We start from the raw sequence: 16,799 nt of genomic DNA, 5'->3' as shown, positions 1-16,799 counted from the left end.
TCGCCGAGAGGAGTGACCCCCGGTGCCCCTGTCCCCGCCCGCCGCGCTGCTCCCACCGGACGCCGGTTCCCGGTCCGCCCCCGTCGTCCACCGCCTCGCTCCGGGCCCCGCCACGCTGCACCTGCTGCCCGAGGCGGCGGTGGACGCCTTCGCCGCCCGGGCGGGCGGGGCGGGCGTGCTGAGCGCGGCGGAGCGCGAGCGGTGGGCGCGCCTGCGCGGGGAGGCGGCGCGCCGCCGCCACCTCGGCGCGCGCCTGCTCGTCCGGCACGCCCTCAGCGCCCACGACGGCCGCCCGCCCCACCGGTGGCACTTCACCGCCGGCCCCTGGGGCCGCCCCGAACTGCCCCCGCCGGACCAGGGCCTGCGTTTCAACCTCTCGCACACCGACGGGCTCCTCGCCTGCGTCGTCACGCCGGCGGGCGGCTGCGGCGTGGACGTGGAGGGCGTGCCCGCCCGGCCCGACGCGCTCACCCACCTCCCGCCGCACCTCGCGCCCGCCGAACGCGCCGCCCTCGACGCCCTGGACGGCCCGGCCCGCGCGGTGCGGCTCGCCGAGCTGTGGGTGCTGAAAGAGGCGTATCTCAAGGCGCTCGGCACCGGCCTGACCCGGCCCCTGTCCACCTTCACCTTCCGCGACCGCGGCGCGCCGGGCCCCGGCGCGGCTCCCCTCGCCGTGGACGACCCCCTGCTGCCCGCGGCCGAGGCCGCGCGCTGGCGCCTGCGTCTGCTGCGCCCCGGCCCGCGCCACGTCCTCGGGCTCGCCCTCCAGGAGCCCGTCACCGGCGAGCCCGCGGCGGCGCCCCCGCCCGGGCCGTCCCGCACCTGAACCACCCCCTGTCCGTCCGTACCCGCCCCACCCGACCGTGGAGAGACCATGTCGCAGCCCCGCACGCCCCGTATCGCCGTCGTCGGCGCCGGCCCGTCCGGCATCTCCGCCGCCTACCACCTGCGCGAGCGCGCCCACATCACCCTCTACGAGAAGGAGGACCGGCTCGGCGGCCACGCCAACACCGTCGAGGTGGAGGACGAGGGCCGCGTCCTGGGCCTGGACACCGCCTTCATCGTCTTCAACCGCCTGGCCTATCCCACGATGACGCCGGTCTTCGACGAGCTGGGCGTGGAGATGGTGGACCACCCCGGCGGCTTCAACTTCTTCGACCTGGACTCGGGGCTGGAGTACGGCACGAAGGAGCTGGACCTCCCCGAGGAGGAGGTCACCGCCCGGTACGCGGCGACGCCCGAGTTCCTGCCCGTGTGGCGGGAGGTGCGCCGCTTCCACACCGAGGGCCGCCGCGACTTCCTGCGCGGCCGCGCGGAGGTGCCGATGCGGGAGTACCTGGACGCGGGCGGCTACAGCGCCGAGTTCCGCCACTCGTACCTCATCCTGCTGTGCTCCGCCGTGTGGTCGGTGCCGGCCGAGCAGATCTGGGAGATGCCGGCCGCGACCGTGATCGCCTTCTTCATGGGCCACGACGAGGGCGGCCTCGGCGGCAGCCGGGTCGACTGGCGCACCGTGGGCGGGGGGTCCATCAGCTACGTGCGCAAGGCGATCGCCGCCATCGGCCCCGAGATCCGCGCGGGCGAGCCGGTGACCGCCGTCGAGCAGGGCGCCGACCACGCCACCGTGGTCACCGCCTCGGGCCGCGAGCGCTACGACCACGTCGTCCTCGCCGCCCACGCGGACCAGTCGCTGGCCCTGCTGGGCAACCCCACCGACCACCAGCGCACGGTGCTCTCCACCGTCCGCTACAACGCCTCCGACGTGGCGCTGAGCACCGACACCTCCGTCATCTCAGGCGACCGCGCGCGCTGGGAGTCGTGGAACTACGGCAAGGTCGAGCTGGACGGCGCCCCGCGCACGTACGTCGTGTACTACCTCAACAAGCTGCACGACTTCACCTCCCGCACGGACTACTTCATCACCCTCGACTACCCGCGCGCACTCGACGCGGACAAGGTCATCGCCCGCTTCCGCTACACCCACCCCATCCTCGACGGCGCGGTCCGGGCCTTGCAGAAGGACATCTACCGGGTCAACGAGAACACCCGCGTGAAGCTGGCCGGTTCCTACTTCCACTCGCCGAAGCTGGGCGTCGACCAGATCGGCTCGCACGAGGCGGCCTGGGCCTCGGGCAAGCAGGCCGCGCTGCGGCTGCTCGCCGAGCTGGACGGCTGAGCGCGGGACCCGGCCGCCGGGCCCCGCTCAGCTCTCGTGGCGCCGCGCCGACTCGTGCTCCTGGGCGAGACGGCGCAGCGCCAGGAGGGCCGGTTCCAGCAGGGTCGTGACCACGACGGCCCGCTCCGCCATCTCCAGCGGATCGTCCAGCCCGTCGAGCTGGTCGAGGTCCAGGCGGGCGGTGTCGGCGGCCAGGCGGGCGTAGGGCAGCAGCGTCCGCCAGTCGCCGGCCACGCCGAAGCGCCGCAGCGCGGCGAGGGTCTCGGCCAGCGCCTCCCGGGCCGGGGTGTCCTTGTAGACGTCCCAGCCCAGCTCCTCCAGCAGCGCGGTGACGGACCGCTCCGCCTCGTCCGGCTCCCCGGCCGGAGCGGAGGTCTCGGCGGCGTCCCGCGCGGCGCGCTCCCCGCCCACCCGGATCGCGCCGAGGGCGAGGCCGAGGACGTGGTGCGGGGAGGAACCGCGTTCGGCCAGGGCGAGGAGGACCTGCCGGGTGGTGTCCACGGAGAGGCCGCGCGTCCCGATCAGCGCCCGCAGCAGCCGCAGCCGGCGCAGGTGCTGTTCGTCGTACTCGGCCTGGGTGGCGGAGACGAGGCGGCCGGGCGGCAGCAGCTCCTCACGGATGTAGTACTTGATCGTCGGGACGGAGACTCCGCTACGCCTGCTGAGTTCGGAGATTCGCACGATGTTCACCTTCCTTCTGGCCACTCGATAGTTCTACTGTCTATCATGGGTAGTGCCACTGTCCAATAGGTCGCGAGCCGGTCCGCGAGGGGCCGCGCGAGGCGCCCTCCACGTCGGGAGCAACCGCTGTGCCCACTCTCCCCTGGACCACCCCGAACCCCCCGAGCGCCGGTGTGAACAGCGCGCTCGTCATGGCCTCCCGCCTGGAGGTGCGCTCGCTGAAGGACGTGCCGAAGTTCTTCCTGCGCTCGCTGGCCGCCTGGAAACAGGTGCGCGGCGCGCACGGAGCCCTCGGCGCCTCCCTCATCGCCAACCCGCTGCAACGCACCTTCTGGACGCTGTCCGCCTGGGAGAGCCGCGAGCAGCTCTACGCCTACGCGAAGACCGAACCCCACAAGTCGATCATGACCGGACTGCGCCCCACCATGCGCCGCTCGGACTTCACCTTCTGGGAGGTCCCCGTCGGCGAGCTGCCCATCCCCTGGGCGAACGCCAAGGAGCACCTGGCCCGGCACCGGGCGGAGCAGGACGCGCGGGACGAGCGGGACACCGGTCCGGCCGGGACCGGCCGCGCCGCCTCCTGACCCCGCTCCCCGCGCCCGCCCGGGCCCCTCCCCGCCCGGCCTCCCCTCCGCCCGCTCCCCGCCCTGTCCGATCCCACCCGTCCGCCCCGCCGCGGACCCTCCCGCTGGAGCCTCACCATGACCAAGCCCGAACGCCGGGTGCCCCTGTGGCTCTCGATCGTGGCGTGCAGCGTCCCGATGTTCATGGTCGCGCTGGACAACCTGGTCGTCTCGACCGCCCTGCATACCCTCGCCACCGAACTGGACGCCGACACCCAGGCGTTGCAGTGGTTCGTCAACGCCTACGTGCTGAGCTTCGCCTGTCTGCTCCTGACCGGCGCCGCCCTCGGCGACCGCTTCGGGCGACGGCGCGTGTTCATGCTCGGCATCGCCCTGTTCACCGTCGCCTCCGTCTTCTGCGGACTGGCCGACACCAGCGGTGAGCTGATCGCGGCCCGCGCCGTCCAGGGGGTGGGCGGCGCCGCGGTCATGCCGCTGTCGCTGACGCTGCTCTCGCAGGCGGTGCCCAGCCGGCTGCGCGGACTGGCGCTCGGCCTGTGGTCCGGGATCAGCGGCCTCGCCGTGGCCCTCGGCCCGGTCGTCGGCGGCGCCGTCGTGGACGGGCTCGACTGGCAGTGGATCTTCTGGGTCAACGTGCCGGTCGGCATCGTCGCCCTGCCGCTGATCCGCTTCGTGCTGCGCGAGAGCCGCCAGGACGGCGTGGGCCTGGACCTGCCCGGCATGGTGCTCGCCTCCGCCGCGCTGTTCGCCCTCGTGTGGGGCATCGTGCACGGCGAGACCGACGGCTGGACCTCCGGCACCGTCATCGGCTCCTTCGTGGCCGCCGTCGTCCTCCTGACCCTCTTCCTCGTCTGGGAGCGCCGCGTCCCGCAGCCGATGCTGCCCCTGTCGTTCTACAAGGTGCGGGCCTTCACCCTCACCAACGTCGTCTCCGCCGCGATGTACTTCGGCGTCTTCGGTTCGCTCTTCCTCCTCGCCCAGTACCTCCAGATCGCCCCGGCGCGCTCCCCGCTGGAGGCGGGCGTGCGCACCCTGGCCTGGACGCTGATGCCGATGTTCGTCGCCCCCGTGGCCGGCGTGCTCACCAGCAAGGTCGGCGGCGGACGCCTCATGGCGCTCGGGCTCTTCCTGCAAGGCGTCGGCCTGGCCTGGATCAACCTCGTCGCCGGTACGGACACCCCCTACGGGACGCTCGTCGCGCCGATGATCGTGGCCGGGATCGGCATGGGCTTCGTCTTCGCGCCGACCGCCGCGGTGGTGCTCGGCTCGGTCGCCCCGCACTACGCGGGCAAGGCCTCGGGCGCCAACACCACCGTCCGCGAGGTCGGCGGCGCGCTGGGCATCGCCGTGCTGAGCACGGTGTTCGCCGGCTCCGGCGCCACCACCTCCCCGCAGGCGTTCGTCGACGGCCTGCACCCCGCGGTGTGGGTGGGCGTCGGAGTGGTCCTGCTCGGCGCGGTGGCCGCCCTCGGCATCCCCCGCCAGTCGCCCGCCCCGGACGCGCCCGCCGCCGAGAGCGCTCCCGGTACCGAGCCCGCGGCCAAGGCCACCGTCTGACCCTCGCCCCTCCCCGTACCACCTCACCGACCCGGCGGTCCCCGCCCCCGGTGGCCCCAGCGCCCCCGGGGGTACGGACCGCGCCCCTGGAGCGTCATGATGCCGTCCCCGAACCCGCCACGACCACCACCCCGGCGCCGGACCTCGCGCCGGGCCCCGCACCCTCGCCGCGGACCGCGGCCCCCGAGACCCCCTCCCTGGAGGGCTGGTCCATCGTCCACGTGGACGACTCCGTCCCCTGGATTCCCTGGGGCTCCGACGGCAAGGCCCGCGCCCGGCTCACCGCCCGCGCCGACGGCTACCTCATGGCCCTGGTCGAGGCGGAGCCCGGCTACGTCACGGACCCGCACACCCACGCCCACACCGAGTTCCTCTACGTCATCGAGGGCGACTGCGTGAACCAGGGCGTGCCGATGACCACCGGAGACGTCTTCGCCGCAGCGGCCGGCTCGCGTCACAGCCACTTCGAGGCCCTCACGCCCGTGCGGTACCTCTCCGTCTTCAAGCTCCCGCAGGACCGCGAGGACGGCTGACCCCCTCCCGCGCCACCGGCCCCGCCCGGTCCCACCTCCCCGGGGCACACCCCCGGGGGCGGCCCCCACCGGACGGGGCTCTTCGCGCCCTTCCGTCCCCGGGCCGGGCGTCCCCCCGCATTCGCCGCTCCTCCCTCTGTCGTGCCAACCACGCCGGCCGCACCGCGGTGGGCCGGGCCTTCCACAGAACCGGAGAACACCATGCGTCTGCCTCTCACCACCGCCGCCACCTCCCGCACCCCCGGAGCCCCGTTCTCCGGTACCGCCGCCGCGCCCGCTCCGCACCTCGGCGCGGCGCGCGTCCCCGACGTCTCCTTCGCCCTCCTCGGGCCCTTGCGCGTACGCGTCGACGGACGGGACGTGCCCTTCCCCGAAAGCCGCCAGCTCACCGTCCTCGCCGTCCTGCTGACCGAGGCCGACCGGGCCGTACCGGTCAGCCGCCTGGTGGACGCGGTCTGGGGCGGCACCCCGCCCGTCACCGCCGAGAAGCAGATCCAGACGTGCGTCTGGCGGCTGCGCAAGGCGTGGACGGAGGCCGGCGGCCCGCCCGACCTCATCGAGACCGTCCGCGGCGGCTACCTGCTCCGCACCTCCGACGCCCACCTCGACACCCGCCAGTTCGAGGCCCACAGGGAACGGGGCCGGGCCGCCGCCCCCGACAACTTGGAGGGCACCGTCGAGCACTACCGCGCGGCCCTCGCCCTCTTCCGCGGCGAACCCCTCGCGGGGCTCAGCAGCCGGGGCCTGGCTCCCGTCGCCGCCTACTGGGCGGAGCGCCGCCTCACCCTCCTGGAGGAGTGCTTCGACGCCGAACTCGCCCTCGGACGCCACCGCGAACTCGTCGGCGAACTCAGCCTGCTGGTCGAGGAGCACCCGCTGCGCGAGCAACTGCGGGGCCGCCTGATGACCGCGCTCTACCTCTCCGACCGCCGCGCCGACGCCCTCGCCGCCTACCGGGCCGGCCGCGCCGCCCTCGTCAGCCACGTCGGCCTCGACCCGTGCGCCGGGCTCCAGGACCTGCACCAGCGGATCATCGACGGGCGTCCCGTGCGCCTGTACGGAGGCACGGGCGGCACCGGGCACGTCGTCCGCGAGGTGTCCGGCACGGCCCGCTGACCCCGTCCGCCGCCCCCGCCGCCCGCAAGCGCCCGTCCGGGAGCCCGCGCGGCGGGGGCCGGGGACGGGCGCCCGGCTCACCGGAGCACGGCCCGCGCCCCCGCGTCCGCCTCCGCCCCGGCGTCCCCGGCCAGCTCCGCCGCCAGCGCTTCGAGGCCGTGCCGCAGCACCTCGATCGCGGTGGCGTACTCGCGCAGGTCGATGTGCTCGTGGTCGGTGTGATCCAGCGCGGAGTCCCCCGGACCGTAGACCGCCGCCGGGCAGCCCCAGGCGGGCTCCACGATGTTCAGGTCGGCAGTCCCCGTCTTGAGCTTCAGCCGGGGACGGCCCCCCTGGGCGCGGACACCGCCGCACAGGGCGCGCACCACCGCGCCGCGGTGATCCACGCGCACCGCCGGGGTGCGGTCGTCGATCCACAGCCGCGCGTCGCCGGCCGCCTCGGTCAGGAACGCCTCGAAGGACGGCAGGTCGAAGCCGGGCGGGGTGCGGACGGCCAGGGTCAGCCGGGCGTGCTCGATCGTGCCCTCCACGCGCAGCAGCGTCGGCAGCGGCTGGTCGAAGGCGCGCGGCCCGGTGACGTGCTCCGCGCAGTAGCGGACCACCGCGTGGTGGAAGGCGGCCGCCGCGTCCGCGGCCTGCTCCTCCGGCGAGGCGGTGTGCGCGGCGGGACGCCGCACCTCGTAGCGCACCACGACCCGGCCCTTGTAGCCGATGCCGACCCCGGCCCAGCCGTTGGGCTCGCCGACGATCACCGCGTCCGGGCGGGGCCCGCGCGCGAGGTGGGTGGCGCCGCGCCCGAACGTCTCCTCCTCCACCACCCCGGCCACCACGACCCGTACCGGACCCGTCCGCGCGCTCGCCGCTGCGCACACCATCGTCGCCAGCGGCCCCTTGGCGTCCACGGTGCCCCGCCCGTACAGCAGGTCCCCCTCGCGCCGCACCGCGACCGGGGCGGGGACGGTGTCCATGTGCCCGACCAGCATGATGACGGGCCCCTCGGCCGGCCCCCGCTCGGCCAGGACGTTGCCCACCTCGTCCTGCCGTGTGCAAAAACCCCACTCCGGCAACTCCCGCTCCAGGAAGGCCGCGAGCTCCTGCTCGGAGCCGGACGGGGAGGCGATCTCCACCATGCGCCGCAGCAGCGCCTCGGCGCGCGCGCCCGAAGGGGCGCTCATCGGGCCGCCCCCGGGACGGCGGCCGCTCCCGCGGCCGTCCTGCCACCGGCGCGCCGCCCGCGCGCGCCCCGCGCGGGGCTCCCGCCGGGGACGAACACCGTGCCCGCTCCCGCGCGCGCGGCCGTGACGGGCGCCTCCAGGCGTCCGTCGCCCAGCACCACGTGCGGCACCCCGGCGGCGAAGGCCTCGGCCGCGCTGCGGACCTTTACCCGCATCCGCCCCGCCGCGAGCGGCAGGTAGGCGTCCAGCTCGGCGTGCGGCAGCCGCTCGACAAGGGTGCCCGCGTCCGCGCCGTCGCGCAGCAGCCCGGGGACGTCCGAGAGCAGGACGAGCCAGTCCGCGCCGACCGCGACGGCGAGCCGGGCGGCGAGCCGGTCGGCGTCCACGTTGACCATGCCCCGCGCCGCGTCCAGCGCCGGCGGCGAGACGACCGGGGTGAACCCGCCGCGCAGCAGCATGAGCAGCAGCGCCGGGTTCACCTCCGCGATACGGCCGGAGTGGTCGTCGCGCACGACCTGTTCCACCCCGTCCACCACCGCGCGCGCCGGCGGGTTGCGCCGCGCGGTGACGAGCCCGCCGTCCAGGCCGGAGAGGCCCACGGGCCACAGGCCCGAGCCGCTGAGCGCGGCCAGCAGCGTCGGCTTGACGCGGCCGAGCATCGCCATGGCGAGCGCGTCCAGCGCGGGACCGTCCGTGTAGCGGCTCTCCCGGCCGCCCGGCGCGGTCATCCGCCGTGCGGGGCGCCCGAGTTCGGCGGCGAGCCGGTCCGCGTCGGCGCCCCCGCCGTGCACCACGACCACCTGGTGCCCGGCGGCGGTCAGCCGGGCGATGTCGGCGCAGGCGTCGCCCATCCGGCTCTGCAAGGAGCCGCCGATCTTGACGACGATCCGCTCAGGCCGGGTGGAGCCCGGCGAAGCGCAGTCCTGCCGACTCCTCGAATCCGGCGGCGATGTTGACGCACTGGACGGCATTTCCGGCCCCACCTTTCACCAGGTTGTCCATGGCCGCCACCACGATCAGGTGGTCCCCCTCGGAGTTGAGGGAGAGGCCGATGTCGCAGAAGTTCGTGCCGCTGAGGATCTTCGGGTCGGGCATCCGGCGCAGCGCGGACCGCTCCCGCACCAGCCGCACGAACGGCTCACCGGCGTAGGCCTCGCGGTACAGCGCCCACACCTCCCGCTCGGTGACGGGCCGGGAGGGGGTGATGTGCACCGCCACCTGGATGCCGCGGACCGCGTCGATCGCGGTGACCGTCATCCGCACCGGCACCCCGCACACCTGCTCGATCTCCGCCGTGTGCCGGTGCCCGTGCGGTTTCGCCATGCGCAGCGCGCCCGCCCGCTCCGGGTGGTGGCTGCCCTCGTCGGGCACCCGCCCGCCGCCGCTGGAGCCCGTACGGGCGTCCACCAGCGCCGGCCCGGCGACCAGGCCCGCGGCGGCCAGCGGGTGCAGCGCGAGGATGCCCGCCCCGGCCATGCACCCGGCCACCGCGATGTGCGAGGCACCCCGCAGCCGCTCCCGGTACAGCTCGGGGACGCCGGGGCGGAAGCGGTCCAGCCACTCCCGTGTCGCGGTCGATTTCGGGTAGTGGCGCGCCCGCAGGGCGTCGTCGTGCACGCGGTGGTCGGCGCTCAGGTCGATGACGGTGGGCGCCATCGCCGACCAGCGCTCCACCGCCCCCGCCGAGGCGCCGTGCGGCACGGCGAGGAAGACCACGTCCGTCTCGGTGGCGTCCTCCTCGGCGACGAACCCCGGGGCGTCGGCGCCGCGCAGGTTCGGGTGCGCCGTGTGCAGGGGACGGCCCCGCAGCCGGGTGGAGGTGGCCTGCGTCAGCTCCAGCCGGGGGTGGCCCAGCAGCAGCCGCAGGAGCTCCCCGCCGATGTAACCGCCCGCACCGACCACGGTGGCCTTCACGCCGCCGTCACCTCCTCCGCGCGCAGGGTCTCCAGGACGTGGTCCACGACGAGGCCCGCGACGTCCAGGCCGGTCGCGGCCATCAGGCCGTGGAACTCCATCGTGTGGTTGACCTCCGTCACCAGCACCTCGCCGTCGCGCCGCTCGATGAGATCGACGGCGAGCATCCCGCCGCCGACCGCGTCCGCCGCCGCGCGGGCGAGCTTCGCCAGCTCGGGCGTCACCTCGCACACCCGCGTGGTGGCACCCCGCGCGGTGTTGGTGATCCAGTGGTCCGAGGCGCGGTACACCGCCGCCACCACCCGCTCGCCCAGTACCAGCGCGCGGATGTCACGGCCCGGGGCGTCGATGAACTCCTGCACGTAGAAGACCGAGTGCTGGGGGGAGCGCAGCGACTGCCGGTGCTCGATCACGGTCTCGGCGGCGTCCCGGTCGTTGACCTTCGACAGCAGCCGCCCCCACGAGCCGACGAGCGGCTTGAGCACCGCCGGGTAGCCGATCTCCTCGACGGCGCGCAACGCCGCGTCCGGGGTGAGGGCCACCACCGTGCGGGGCGTGGGGACACCGGCGGCCACGAGGGCGAGCGAGGTACGGAGTTTGTCGCCGCACACGTCGATGACGTCGGCGGAGTTGAACACCGTCTGCCCGGCCGCCTCGAAGAGCCGCGCGGCGTAGAGGCTGCGGGTGTGGGACATGATCCGGTTCAGCACGCCCCGGTGGCGCGCCCCGGCCCGCGACGCGAGGTCGCGGACCAGGGTGCGGTCGTCCACGGACTCGTGCGGCACGTTCCGGTGTTCCAGGGCCTCCAGGATCAGCCGTTCCTCCAGGCGGACCCTGGAGAGCAGGACGGCCAGGGGGCCGTCCGGTGACGCACTCGTCCGCACGGTCACTCCCCGAAGTCTTCCTCGATCTCCGGCGCGAGCGCGTACTCGACCGGGTCCACGCAGATGACCTCCAGCTCCACGGAGCAGGACGGGCAGACGACGATGGACGCGACACGGACGGGGGCGGGCGCGGCGACGTGCTGCGCGCACTCGGGGCAGGCGTTGATGACGGCGGTGGTCATGACACGTTCTCCTCGTGGATCGATCGGTGCGGGATGTGGTGCGGATGGTGCGGGGAGTGGTCGTAGGGGCGGCCGTCGACGACGGCCCGCGCGGCCCGGTGCACGGCCTCGGCGGTGACGCCCGCGGCGGTGAGCTGGTCCTGGTGCCCGCCCGGCCGGGTGGCGAAGGCGTCGGGGATGCCCAGGGCCACCAGCCGCGCCGGGGCTTGCGCGGCGAGCGCCTCGGCGACGGCGCCGCCGAGCCCGCCGAGCACCGAGTGGTCCTCGACCGTGACGAGGCCGGCCCCCGTACGGGCCGCCTCCACCAGGGCCGCGACGTCCAGCGGCTTGATCGTGTGCAGGTCCAGGACGGCGGCCCGCACGCCCTCGGCGGCCAGCGTCCGCGCGGCGCGCAGCGCGAGGAGCACCGGGAGCGAACCGGCCGCGACGAGCGTCACGTCCCCGCCCTCGCGCAGCCGCCGCGCCCGTCCGACGGTGAACTCCGCCGGACCGCCCACCGCCTCCGTCGGCCCCCGGCCCAGCCGGATGTACACCGGTCCGGGCAGCTCGGCCGCCGCCCGCACCATCCGGACGGTCTCCTCGGCGTCGGCGGGCGTCATCACCGTCATCCCCGGCAGCGTCCGCAACGCCGCCAGGTCCTGCGCGGCGTGATGCGTGGGCCCCAGGTTCCCGGCGGACAGGCCGGAGTGGGTCGCGACGATCCGCACCGGCAGGCCCGGATAGGCGATGTCCGTCTTCACCTGCTCCAGGGCCCGCGCGGAGGCGAACGCGGCCATGGTGTTGACGAAGGGCCGGACGCCCGTCGCCGCCAGGCCCGCCGCGACGGACATCATGTTCGCCTCGGCGATCCCGAGGTCCACGTAACGGTCGGGCAGCGCGGCCTGGAACGACTTCTCCAGCCCGCCCATGTCGGAGTCCAGGCACCAGACCCGGCCGTCGGCCAGGGCGAGTTCCAGCAGCGCGATCCGGTAGGCGGTACGGTCCGAGCCGTCCCACCCGGGCGCGTGCGGACCCGCGGCCTCCTGGACCGCCTCGGCGAGCGAGGGTACGGGCGCGCCACCGGCCGTCGCGGGCGCGGGACCGGCCGTCGCGGGCGCGCCACCGGCCGTCGCCGGTACGCCGCTCACCGCGCGGCCCGCCCGGCCCGCAGCGCGGCCAGCGCCCGCTCGTACGCGGACGCCGACAGCTTCGCGAAGTGCCCCTGCTTGCGGTGCTCCAGGTGCCGCACGCCCCGGCCCTTGACGGTGTCGGCGATGACCACCGAAGGACGGCCGGGCTCCGCGGGCCGCTCCAGCGCGGGCAGCAGCCGCGTGAAGTCGTGCCCGTCGGTCTCCGTCACCCGCCACCCGAAGGCCCGCCACTTGTCGGCCAGCGGCTCCAGGCCCATGCGCTCCTCCGTGTTGCCGCTGATCTGCAAGCGGTTCCGGTCCACGACGGCGGTCAGGTTGTCCAGGCCCAGGTGCGCGGCGGACATCGCCGCCTCCCAGTTGGACCCCTCCTGCAACTCCCCGTCGCCCAGCAGGGCGTACACGCGGGTGTCCGCCCCGGCCCGCCGCGCGGCGAGCGCCAGCCCGGTGGCGAGCGAGAGACCGTGACCGAGGGAACCGGTCGCGAACTCCACCCCCGGCACCGCCGTCGTCGGGTGCGCCCCCAGCCGGCCGGCGGGCGTGCCGTACGTGTCGAGCTCGGCCACCGGGAAGAACCCCCGCTCGGCGAGGGTGGCGTACAGCGCCGCCCCCGCGTGGCCCTTGCTCAGCACGAAACGGTCCCGCCCCTGCCACCGGGGCTCCTCGGGCCGCAGCCGCAGCACCCGGAAGTGCAGCGCCACCAGCACGTCGGTGGCCGAGAGGCAGCCGCCGACGTGCGCGCCCGACGCGCCCGCCGCCATCCGCAGCACGTGTTCCCGTACCGCCAGCGCCTTCTCCCGCAGCTCGTCGTGCGGATCGGCGGGCAACTCCCCGGCCCCCGCCGGCACGGGTGGCGCGGACGGCACGGCCGGGGGAGCGGGCGCCGCCGCGGCACGCGCCACCGGCACGCTCACGCGGTCCTCCCGGCGGCTTCCTGGCCCTTCACGACCGCCCACGGCGGCGCGTAGTCCAGCGACCGGGCGATGCGCCCGACCACGTCCAGGTTCTCCCACACCCGCTCGAACGCGGTCGCGTAGGCGTCCAGCGCCGGTCCCGCGTCCGGGTTCAGGTGCATCCGGCGCAGGCACAGCGAGTCCTCGATGACCTGGCACGTGACGGGGTAGTCCGCCAGGTCGTACCGCTGCGGGTTGACGCCCGGCAGCGACCACGGGTAGCCCTTGCCGTACGCGTCCTGCTTCTGGAAGACCGGCTGACCGGGCAGCGGGATGATCTGGTAGTGCGTCAGCGGCACACCCTCGGCGAGCAGCGCCCGGCGCAGTGCCTGCCGGAACGGCCCGGCCTCCACACCCTCCAGGCCCGCCGCGATCGGGTCGAAACGGAACCGCAGCATGTGCCACATGTGCGTCCGGTCGTCCGGCGCCGTGGGCACGACGATCCCGGGCAGCGCCCCGAGCCGCTCCAGGAACACCGGGATGTTCTTGTCCCGCCGCTCCTGGTAGTCCCAGAAGCGGCCGAGCTGCGCCCGGGTGAACGCCGCGAGGACCGAGGACAGCTTGAGGTTGGAGCCGCGCGTGGCCGACACGTACAGCCGCTCGTCCGTGCTCAGGTCCTCGCCGAGGACCCGCAGGCTGCGGCAGCGCGTGGCCACCTCCTCGTCGTCCGTGACGATCAGGCCGCCCTCGCCGCAGGTCGGGACCGACTTCTCCACGTTGAGGCTGAACACCGAGGCCGCGCCCATCGAACCGGCCGTCTCACCCCGGTACTTGCCGCCCTGCGCCTGCACGGCGTCCTCGATCACCAGCAGGTCGTGCCGGCGCGCCAGGGCCCGGATCTCGTCCATGTCGGCGGGCAGGCCGCCCAGGTGGACGGGGATGATGGCACGCGTGCGGTCGGTGATCTTCTCCTCGATGCGGTTCACGTCGATGTTGAAGGTGACCGGGTCGATGTCCACGAACACCGGCACCGCGAGCTGGTACAGCGGCGCCATCGCCGTCGCCACGTAGCTCAGCGCCGGGACGATCACCTCGTCGCCCGGCTGGATGCCCAGCGCCGTCAGCGCCAGCTCCAGCGCCACCGTGCCGCTGTTGACGGCGACCGCGTGCCGCGTGTCGCAGAACTCGGCCCACTCGCTCTCCAGGCCGCTGATCTCCGGCTCGTTCTTCGCGCCGACGGTGAACTTGCGGCTGTCCAGGACGCGCAGCACCGCGTCCCGGTCGGCCTGCGTCACCACCGGCCACTCCAGGCGCCGGTGCTCGGGTTCCACCACGGGCTTGCTACCGAACATCGCCAGCTGTGCCGTCATGTCTCTCTCCAGGTGAGCTAGGACTGAGCCTGACCGTTCCCGCGTCGTGCCCGGTGCCGGCTGGTGCGGGCCGGGCGCCGTGGGCCGCAGCCCGCCAAGGAACCTACGGGCCGCCGTTCTCCCGCCCCTCTCACCCGGCTCCGCGCCCACGAGAGCGCCGAAAGGTGTGCCGTGAGAGCGCCGTGAGACCACCGGCGTCTAGCCTGGCCAGGATGTGACCGGGACGGCCGAGCAGGAGGTTGCGGGATGGACGTCACGCGCACCGGGCCGGGCGTGGTGACCGCGCCCCGCTGGGGCATCTCACCGACGGTGCCGGAGCGGGTGGTGGCGAGCTGCCTCTACGACTCGGCGCCGTGGCTGCGCGGCTGGGAACGGGTCACGGTCGAACGCCGCGCCCGCACGGCGTACGTGCACACCGCCCCCGACGCCGACGGCGACACCTCGGTGCTCCCCCTCTACGCCCTGCACGAGAGCCCCTTCTGGGACGGCTACGAACGGCAGGTGGGCCTCGTCGGCCGCTTCGGCGACCCCGTCGTCTTCGCCGGTTCGCCGTACTCGATGTACACCCGGCGCGGCCACGTGCCCGCCGCCCTCGTCGAGGGCGCGCACGCCACCGCCATGGAGTGGATCGCCGAGGGCACCGGGGAACTCCTCGTCGTCCCCAACCTCACCGAGGAGGGTGCGGCGGACTGGGTGCGCGTCGCGGGCGAGCCGGTGGGCCGGCTGCACCTGGAACGCACCTACGCCACCGACCTCGCCCCCGACCTGGACACCCAGCTCCACCGGGTCACCAACAAGATCCGCAGGGACGTGGCGCGACGCCTGCGCCGGGCCGACGAACGCGGCCTGACGGTAAGGGTGGTGGAGGGCGCCGAGGCGCGCGCCCTGGTGCCCGCCGTCTACCCGCTGACGGTCGACACGAGCGACAAGAACGACTGGCCGCCGCTCTTCGACGAGGCGTCCCTGGCCGCCCTGCTGGAGATGCCCGGCGCCTTCCTCCTCGTCGCCGAGGCGCACGGGCGGCTCGTCGGGGCCTTCTTCTCCTTCCGGCGCGGCACCGAGGTCACCTTCATGTGCGGCGGCGTCAGCTACGCGAGCCTGCACGACCTGAGCACGTACGTCGCCCTCATGTACCGGGGCACCGAGTGGGCCTACGCCAACGGCGTACGCCGCCTGGAATGGGGCCGGGACAACTACCGCTTCAAGGAGCGGCACGCGCTGACGGGAACGGACCTGTACGCCCTGGTCTACGCCCCCGGCCCGCGCCCCGACCTGGTCCCCGAACTGCGCCGGATGCACACCGAGCTGTCGGCCTACATCAAGGGGGAGTAGTCGATGGGAGCGGCCCGGCGCCGCGCGGCGCTGCTGCTGGCGGCCGTCGTCAGCGTGAACGCCTCGTACACCGTCATGATCCCGTTCGTGCCGGACCTGGAGGACCGGGTCGGCGCGGGCCCGCTCGTGGTGGCGCTCACCTTCGCGCTGTTCGCGGCGGCGAAGGCGCTGGCCCAGCCGCTGGGCGGCTGGTGGGTCGACCGCTGGCGCGCCGACCGGGTCGCCATGCTGTCGATGCTCCTCGCGGCCGTCGGCATCGCCGCCACCGCCTTCGCCGACAGCGGTGCGACACTGCTCGCCGCCCGCGTCGTGTGGGGCGTGGGGGAGGGGCTGGTGAGCCCCGCCCTCTACGCTGGGATGACGGCCCTGTGCCGCCGCCACGGCGTCCCGACCGGCCGCATGATGGGCTCCTTCGGCGCCGCCGCCATCGCCGGTTTCCTCCTCGGCCCGCTCATCGCGGGCCTGGCGGGGCCCGCCTCGCTGACCGGGCTCTTCCTCGTGGGGGCGGTGGTCACGGCCCTGACGGCGGTCGGCCTCGTCCTCGCGATCCCGGGACCCGACGCCGTACCCGCCACCGCGCCCGCCGACGCCGACGCCACCCCGGCATCCGCCGCGGCGCCGGCCGCGAAGGACGCCCCGGCCCCCGTCGCCCCGTCCCGCTGGTACGTGTGGGCGCTGCTCCTGGGCCTGATGGACATGTTCACCTTCGTCGTCTACTCGGCCCTGGAACCGCTGCTGCCCCTGCACCTGCGCGCCGTGGATTCGGACTCCTCCCGGTCCGTGATCTCCGCCGTGCTCGTCGGGGGGCTGGCGATGTCCGCGCTCGTGATGTGGCTGATGGGCCGCTTCACCCCGTCGCTGCGGCGCCTGACCGTGACGGGCCTGGCGCTCAGCGCCGTCGGCCTGTGCGCGCTGGCCGCCGGGAAGTCGGTCTGGGTCGTCGCGGCGTGCTTCCTGGTCTACATGGCGGGCTACGCGACGCTCTTCCTCGCCGCCCGGCGGGGCGTGGTGGAGCTCAAGGCGGCCAGCGCCGACGACGGGAAGGCGTACGGGCTCTTCGGCCTGGTCTCCGACCTCGGCAACGTCGTCGGCCCGCTCATCGGCGTGGCGCTCTACGAGGCGACCGGCCGCTTCGCGTTCGCCCTGCTCGGCGCGGCGAGCGCGGGGGCACTGCTCGCCGTGGCGTTCGTCCTGCGCCGCCCGGGGTTCATCCTTGGGCGCGCCGCGGCCCAGGGCACCCCGGCCCGCACCCCCGCGGTCGCGGGCACCACCTCC

17 protein-coding genes are annotated in these 16,799 nt (G+C 74.9%); 8 read left to right on the top strand and 9 right to left on the bottom strand.

Annotation, left to right across the window (positions count from 1 at the left end; genetic code table 11):
* Nucleotides 1–22 precede the first annotated feature (22 nt).
* Both SSBG_RS04720 and SSBG_RS04715 read left to right on the top strand, forming a co-directional pair.
* Entirely contained in the window at nt 23–826 is an 804-nt protein-coding gene (locus SSBG_RS04720; protein WP_008745075.1) for a 4'-phosphopantetheinyl transferase family protein, read from the top strand.
* Nucleotides 827–874: 48 nt separating this feature from the next.
* On the top strand, nt 875–2,176 hold the full coding sequence (locus SSBG_RS04715) for an NAD(P)/FAD-dependent oxidoreductase (RefSeq protein WP_008745074.1): 1,302 nt from the start codon (nt 875–877) through the stop codon (nt 2,174–2,176).
* Between the two features lie 27 nt (nt 2,177–2,203).
* Here the strand turns inward: SSBG_RS04715 and SSBG_RS04710 are convergent, their stop codons facing one another.
* Nucleotides 2,204–2,857, bottom strand: a complete 654-nt coding sequence (locus SSBG_RS04710; RefSeq protein ID WP_008745073.1) for a MerR family transcriptional regulator — start codon at nt 2,855–2,857, stop codon at nt 2,204–2,206.
* A gap of 128 nt (nt 2,858–2,985) precedes the next feature.
* On the opposite strand from SSBG_RS04710, the gene SSBG_RS04705 reads away from it, so the two are divergent.
* From SSBG_RS04705 to SSBG_RS04690, 4 genes are all read left to right on the top strand, one after another.
* Nucleotides 2,986–3,441, top strand: coding sequence for a DUF3291 domain-containing protein (locus SSBG_RS04705; protein WP_050776720.1), 456 nt, complete (start codon nt 2,986–2,988; stop codon nt 3,439–3,441).
* Between the two features lie 117 nt (nt 3,442–3,558).
* Nucleotides 3,559–4,998 carry an MFS transporter gene (locus SSBG_RS04700; RefSeq protein ID WP_008745071.1) on the top strand — a complete coding sequence of 480 codons (1,440 nt, stop codon included), beginning with the start codon at nt 3,559–3,561 and terminating at the stop codon, nt 4,996–4,998.
* Nucleotides 4,999–5,048: 50 nt separating this feature from the next.
* Nucleotides 5,049–5,531, top strand: a complete 483-nt coding sequence (locus SSBG_RS04695; protein WP_234010367.1) for a cupin domain-containing protein — start codon at nt 5,049–5,051, stop codon at nt 5,529–5,531.
* 201 nt (nt 5,532–5,732) lie between these two features.
* On the top strand, nt 5,733–6,647 hold the full coding sequence (locus SSBG_RS04690; RefSeq protein WP_078491212.1) for an AfsR/SARP family transcriptional regulator: 915 nt from the start codon (nt 5,733–5,735) through the stop codon (nt 6,645–6,647).
* Nucleotides 6,648–6,724: 77 nt separating this feature from the next.
* Here SSBG_RS04690 and SSBG_RS04685 read toward each other — a convergent pair whose 3' ends face one another.
* The 8 genes from SSBG_RS04685 to SSBG_RS04650 are packed head-to-tail and all read right to left on the bottom strand — an operon-like array spanning nt 6,725 to nt 14,192.
* Nucleotides 6,725–7,822 (bottom strand): M20/M25/M40 family metallo-hydrolase, encoded by a 1,098-nt coding sequence (locus tag SSBG_RS04685; protein WP_008745068.1) that lies wholly within the window; start codon nt 7,820–7,822, stop codon nt 6,725–6,727.
* The gene (locus SSBG_RS04680; RefSeq protein WP_267880280.1) at nt 7,819–8,709 is read right to left on the bottom strand and encodes a [LysW]-aminoadipate kinase; all 891 of its coding nucleotides are present in this window, start codon (nt 8,707–8,709) and stop codon (nt 7,819–7,821) included. Before SSBG_RS04680 ends, SSBG_RS04685 begins: the two co-directional genes overlap by 4 nt.
* A gap of 4 nt (nt 8,710–8,713) precedes the next feature.
* The gene (gene argC / locus SSBG_RS04675; RefSeq protein WP_008745066.1) at nt 8,714–9,736 is read right to left on the bottom strand and encodes an N-acetyl-gamma-glutamyl-phosphate reductase; all 1,023 of its coding nucleotides are present in this window, start codon (nt 9,734–9,736) and stop codon (nt 8,714–8,716) included.
* Entirely contained in the window at nt 9,733–10,620 is an 888-nt protein-coding gene (gene lysX / locus SSBG_RS04670) for a lysine biosynthesis protein LysX (RefSeq protein WP_106429408.1), read from the bottom strand. The genes argC and lysX overlap by 4 nt, the downstream gene beginning before the upstream one ends.
* Before the next feature lie 2 nt (nt 10,621–10,622).
* Nucleotides 10,623–10,802: a lysine biosynthesis protein LysW gene (locus SSBG_RS04665; protein WP_008745064.1), complete on the bottom strand. Its 180-nt coding sequence runs from the start codon at nt 10,800–10,802 to the stop codon at nt 10,623–10,625.
* Nucleotides 10,799–11,929 carry a transketolase family protein gene (locus SSBG_RS04660; protein WP_078491210.1) on the bottom strand — a complete coding sequence of 377 codons (1,131 nt, stop codon included), beginning with the start codon at nt 11,927–11,929 and terminating at the stop codon, nt 10,799–10,801. Before SSBG_RS04660 ends, SSBG_RS04665 begins: the two co-directional genes overlap by 4 nt.
* The gene (locus SSBG_RS04655) at nt 11,926–12,843 is read right to left on the bottom strand and encodes a transketolase (protein WP_324603489.1); all 918 of its coding nucleotides are present in this window, start codon (nt 12,841–12,843) and stop codon (nt 11,926–11,928) included. Before SSBG_RS04655 ends, SSBG_RS04660 begins: the two co-directional genes overlap by 4 nt.
* The gene (locus SSBG_RS04650; protein ID WP_037868950.1) at nt 12,840–14,192 is read right to left on the bottom strand and encodes a DegT/DnrJ/EryC1/StrS family aminotransferase; all 1,353 of its coding nucleotides are present in this window, start codon (nt 14,190–14,192) and stop codon (nt 12,840–12,842) included. The genes SSBG_RS04655 and SSBG_RS04650 overlap by 4 nt, the downstream gene beginning before the upstream one ends.
* 246 nt (nt 14,193–14,438) lie before the next feature.
* Between SSBG_RS04650 and SSBG_RS04645 the strand changes: the two genes are divergently transcribed.
* On the top strand, nt 14,439–15,524 hold the full coding sequence (locus SSBG_RS04645) for a GNAT family N-acetyltransferase (RefSeq protein WP_008745061.1): 1,086 nt from the start codon (nt 14,439–14,441) through the stop codon (nt 15,522–15,524).
* A 3-nt stretch (nt 15,525–15,527) separates the two neighbouring features.
* Nucleotides 15,528–16,799, top strand: a 1,272-nt coding sequence (locus SSBG_RS04640) for an MFS transporter (RefSeq protein ID WP_008745060.1), incomplete at its 3' end; no start/stop codon positions are given.

This window comes from Streptomyces sp. SPB074 (genome assembly GCF_000154905.1).
GTDB lineage: Bacteria > Actinomycetota > Actinomycetes > Streptomycetales > Streptomycetaceae > Streptomyces.
The sequence above is the reverse complement of the archived record's forward strand: the minus strand, read 5'-3'. Positions and strand labels throughout refer to the sequence as shown.

Bases quoted from the DNA above. Each gene is read 5' to 3' on its own strand.
- SSBG_RS04650 (WP_037868950.1), bottom strand. From the start codon at position 14,192: ATGACGGCACAGCTGGCGATGTTCGGTAGCAAGCCCGTGGTGGAACCC.
- SSBG_RS04690 (WP_078491212.1), top strand. From the start codon at position 5,733: ATGCGTCTGCCTCTCACCACCGCCGCCACCTCCCGCACCCCCGGAGCC.
- SSBG_RS04715 (WP_008745074.1), top strand. From the start codon at position 875: ATGTCGCAGCCCCGCACGCCCCGTATCGCCGTCGTCGGCGCCGGCCCG.
- SSBG_RS04700 (WP_008745071.1), top strand. From the start codon at position 3,559: ATGACCAAGCCCGAACGCCGGGTGCCCCTGTGGCTCTCGATCGTGGCG.
- SSBG_RS04685 (WP_008745068.1), bottom strand. From the start codon at position 7,822: ATGAGCGCCCCTTCGGGCGCGCGCGCCGAGGCGCTGCTGCGGCGCATG.
- SSBG_RS04665 (WP_008745064.1), bottom strand. From the start codon at position 10,802: ATGACCACCGCCGTCATCAACGCCTGCCCCGAGTGCGCGCAGCACGTC.
- SSBG_RS04645 (WP_008745061.1), top strand. From the start codon at position 14,439: ATGGACGTCACGCGCACCGGGCCGGGCGTGGTGACCGCGCCCCGCTGG.